Consider the following 2,590-nt stretch of genomic DNA (forward strand, 5'->3'; position numbering starts at 1 on the left):
ATCACGATTTCTTGCTTCTCCGCCTCGCGAAGCAAGTGCGACAGATCATCCTTCACCTCGGAAAGTGGAACTTCCTTTATTCGGGTCTTGCGAATTGGGCTAGCCATATTTCTGCCTCCGATGTGGCCACGATGGCCAATACTTCAGCGGTCGAGCCGGACATGTCGGAACGGGAGAGAAGACTCTCGACTCCTTTGATTTCCACGAAAACGGCGCGTTGAAGCCGCGAATGCCGCAGCAAGACATGTGAGAATAGACACCCGACCCCTTTGTAGATTCCCAGAACGTGAATCCTGTTGACTCCGAGAGGTTAAGCCTATTGCCTCTCGAGGATCTTGAGAGTCAACTGATCAGGCTCTCCTCCAAAGTACTTCAGCAGGGCGGCCCGAAAGATGCTGGAGTCCGTCGCCGATCTTTCAAACAACGTCATGCACGAGCGGAATTTAAGATTGTCGGGATAGGAGAATATTTGATCGGCGGTACGGCCCTCCACATTCATGACCAGCTGCGTACACTCTCTCAAGCGTGATCCCAAGATGGGGTGCTCCGAGTAAGCCTTAGCCTCGCCTTGAGACGAGATTGCATACTTCTGCGACATTGAACTTTCGCCAAGCCCTTGGATCTGAGGGAAAATGTACCACATCCAATGGCCACGCTTATGGCCGGCCCTTAGTTCCTGGAGTACTGAGCGATAGCCAGGATCTTGAGCCTCGATGAATCGTTGTAGATTGAAAATATCGGTCATTCTGCGTGTCCAAGCAGCCGATTATTCCGCCAGGAAGCGGCTAGCGAAATCCAGGGCGCGTTTGATGGTCACTTCAGAAGCGGATGGCGTGGAGGTTTCCTTACCTCTGAACACCACAATGTTGACTTCTTTGAGATTGTGTGCCGATTTGCGGCGCAGTTCCCCAAAGGCGATCAACATACAAACAAGGGATACTTCTCCTTTTAGTCCACCATGGCCACTTCCCAGGATCGGTGTATAGAGGCGTGTGAGGCGGTGATTGGCCATGACACGCTGAAGCGACGCTACCGCATTAAACAGGTAAGCGGCATCTGCACGAAGGCCAACACCAGCTCTTTGCGTGGTTACGGAAACCATTGCAATTCGTAAACGTGATGAAAGCGGATCATCAAGGAAAACGCACTTTCCAACGCCATAGCTAGATGCGGTTACTCCAGGCTTCTTTTTGACCTCTTTTGTCGGCTCGTTAGCGAGAGCAGCCCTCACGAGTGTCTGAATATCCGGAATCTGTCCTTTAAAGTGATGCTGCATAAATGCGCCCAAAGCGCTCTGAGAATCGTGAATGCAATCATCGTCGAAGAACTCGTTGGCTGGTAACGCCACTAAGCAGTCTTCATCCTCGCAGTCCAACTCCTCGATTCGTCCCAAAATTACCTTGATCGTCATTGGCCCGAGGCCGACGCAATAGCCGTTTGGCATCTTTCGGATGCGGCTGGTGTCTGTTTCTTTGATGCCTTCTACCAGGTCTGTAGCATTCGCGGTCCACAGATTGCCGCGAAACTGCGGGGGAAGGTCAGTTTCATCGATAGCTGGATCGGCGAGGTATACGATCACTTTCTTTCCCGCTCCCCAAAAAGCTCCGAGTTCTGCAAGACACCATGGTGATTCGAGAGAGCGAGCGGTCGCTAGGAATATGCACACATCACACTCCTCGATTGCCGAGCGAAGTCCCTCGGCAAGCGGTTTTCCTAGCGATAGCCTTGATACGTCCCTGCGAAGAACGCCGGCCCCGTCCAGCGCTAGGCATAGGGACGAGTACAGGGCCTTATCCTCATGGCTATAGCTGATGAAGACTTGTGATGTCACGGTACGACCACTCCTGTGGTTGGCACAGAACGACCAGGCTCATCTGTCGGTCCGCTGGTGAGGACTGGAACATTAGAGAAACCGGCATGCGGCCTCGGTTCGGTGCAACACGTGGATCGGTGCCTTCGCTACTCCTCATCGGCATCTATCCAGTAAAGCTGCTTATGGCCGCGCTCTTCGTATCGTGCGATGACCCGCTCCGCATCCTCACGACTCAAGCCTGATTCTACGACGAACCGGTTTCCGTTGTCGTCCTGGCGATGAACCGCCCACTTCCTCGTTCGGTGGTCAGCATCGTTCTCGGTGTGCTCCATCGAATGCTCTTTTGTCACGGAGCTATAAGTATACTTGTCGGCATAGAAGGTAGATGCCGCGTGCCAACTCCGGCACTATTCTTATGTTGGTGCAGAGAGTTGTCAACTCTGTTCAATGCGCGTTGGCGCGCGATTCAGCGGGCCACTTTCCCCTATGTGCGGCCATTTATCGCCGGCAACCTCCTGTCGGTCTGGTCCCTGTATCTGATCCGATAATGCTCCAATAACGTCTCTGTATCTATTCCGATACCGCTCTCAAGGTGTTCGTTGAGTCACACGATCCAACGATCGCACCTTTCTCCTCAGTCATAACAATCACTTCCATCGATTCCGCATCCGAACTCTCAGTGGTATGCCGGTTGCGTTCGGCACCGGTAGTCGTTCTCTTGCGAGGCAAGACCTGGCTGAAAGTCCGCCTGGAGGAAACGGGCCTCGACAGCCTCGG

The 2,590-nt window shown here is 53.2% G+C and carries 3 protein-coding genes; all 3 read right to left on the bottom strand.

Translation table 11 applies throughout. The annotated features are described in order from the left end of the window. Positions 1–316: 316 nt before the first annotated feature. Positions 317–745, bottom strand: coding sequence for a DUF1810 domain-containing protein (locus ACOSYY_RS14525; protein ID WP_421663240.1), 429 nt, complete (start codon positions 743–745; stop codon positions 317–319). Between the two features lie 21 nt (positions 746–766). After that, the gene (locus ACOSYY_RS14530; protein WP_421663241.1) at positions 767–1,831 is read right to left on the bottom strand and encodes a TIR domain-containing protein; all 1,065 of its coding nucleotides are present in this window, start codon (positions 1,829–1,831) and stop codon (positions 767–769) included. 128 nt (positions 1,832–1,959) lie between these two features. Beyond that, a complete protein-coding gene (locus tag ACOSYY_RS14535) occupies positions 1,960–2,145 on the bottom strand; it encodes a hypothetical protein (RefSeq protein ID WP_421663242.1) in 186 nt (61 codons plus the stop codon). Between the last annotated feature and the right edge of the window lie 445 nt (positions 2,146–2,590).

The organism is Nitrospira sp. BLG_2 (assembly GCF_049222245.1).

Bases quoted from the DNA above. Each gene is read 5' to 3' on its own strand.
- ACOSYY_RS14525 (WP_421663240.1), bottom strand. From the start codon at position 745: ATGACCGATATTTTCAATCTACAACGATTCATCGAGGCTCAAGATCCT.
- ACOSYY_RS14535 (WP_421663242.1), bottom strand. From the start codon at position 2,145: ATGGAGCACACCGAGAACGATGCTGACCACCGAACGAGGAAGTGGGCG.